Here is a 1,292-nt window from a genome sequence, read left to right on the forward strand (position 1 = left end):
TACGCCGGGTTGCTCGTCTCTTCCCAGTGCGGATAACCGAGCGTGGCGAGGAAGCGGCGGAACTCCGCGTCTTCGGCCGCGGGCACCTGGATGCCCACCAGAATCGAACTGTAGTCGGCGCCCTGGTTGCGGTAGTGGAACAGGCTGATGTTCCAGTTCGGCGCCATCGACGAAAGAAAGCGCATGAGCGCGCCCGGCCGCTCCGGAAACTCGAAGCGGAACAGGCGTTCGTCGTGCGCGAGCGGCGAGCGCCCGCCCACCATGTAGCGGATGTGCTGCTTCGACAGCTCGTCGCCGGTGAGATCGACGCTCGGAAAGCCGTGATCGACGAAGGTCTTCGCGATCTGCTGCGACTCGCCGCGGTTGCGGATCTGCACGCCCACGAAGATGTGCGCGCGTTCGGCGTCGTCGATGCGGTAGTTGAACTCGGTCACGCTGCGCGTGCCGACCAGCTCGCAGAAGCGCCTGAAGCTGCCGCGTTCCTCGGGGATCGTCACGGCGAACACCGCTTCGCGCGCCTCGCCCACCTCGGCACGCTCGGCCACGAAGCGCATGCGGTCGAAGTTCATGTTCGCGCCCGAGGTGATCGCCACCAGCGTCTGCCCCTCGATGCCCTCGCGCTCCGCGTACTGCTTCGCGCCCGCCACGGCCAGTGCGCCTGCGGGTTCGAGCACGCTGCGCGTGTCCTGGAAGACGTCCTTGATCGCCGCGCAAAGCGCGTCGGTATCGACGGTGAGCACTTCGTCGAGATACTGCTGGCACAGGCGGAAGGTTTCCTCGCCCACGAGCTTGACGGCCGTGCCGTCGGAGAACAGGCCGACTTCGGTGAGTTCCACGCGCCTGCCCGCTTCGATCGACTGCGCCATTGCGCAGGAATCGTCGGTCTGCACGCCGATCACCTTGATCTCGGGGCGCACGGCCTTCACGTAGGCCGCCACGCCCGCAGCCAGGCCGCCGCCGCCGATCGGCACGAAGATCGCATGAATCGGGGCCTGATGCTGGCTCAGCACTTCCATCGCCACGGTGCCCTGGCCGGCGATCACGTAGGGATCGTCGAACGGATGCACGAAGGTCAGGCCGCGTTCTTCCTGCAGGCGCACGGCGTGGGCGTAGGCGTCGCTGTACGACTCGCCGGCCTGCACGACCTCGACGGTCGCGCCGCCGTGGGCGCGCACCGCATCGACCTTCACCTGCGGCGTGGTCACCGGCACGCAGATCACGGCCTTCACGCCGAGCTTCGCCGCCGACAGCGCCACGCCCTGCGCGTGATTGCCCGCGGAGGCGGTGATCAC

1 protein-coding gene is annotated in these 1,292 nt (G+C 67.8%); it reads right to left on the minus strand.

Features of this window, described 5'->3' with window-relative positions; genetic code table 11:
- Positions 1–1,292, minus strand: a 1,292-nt coding sequence (gene ilvA / locus AB4Y44_RS42330) for a threonine ammonia-lyase, biosynthetic (protein WP_368702806.1), incomplete at both ends; no start/stop codon positions are given.

Origin of the sequence: Paraburkholderia sp. BR10937 (assembly GCF_040965695.1) — a bacterium.
Taxonomy (GTDB): Bacteria; Pseudomonadota; Gammaproteobacteria; order Burkholderiales; family Burkholderiaceae; genus Paraburkholderia.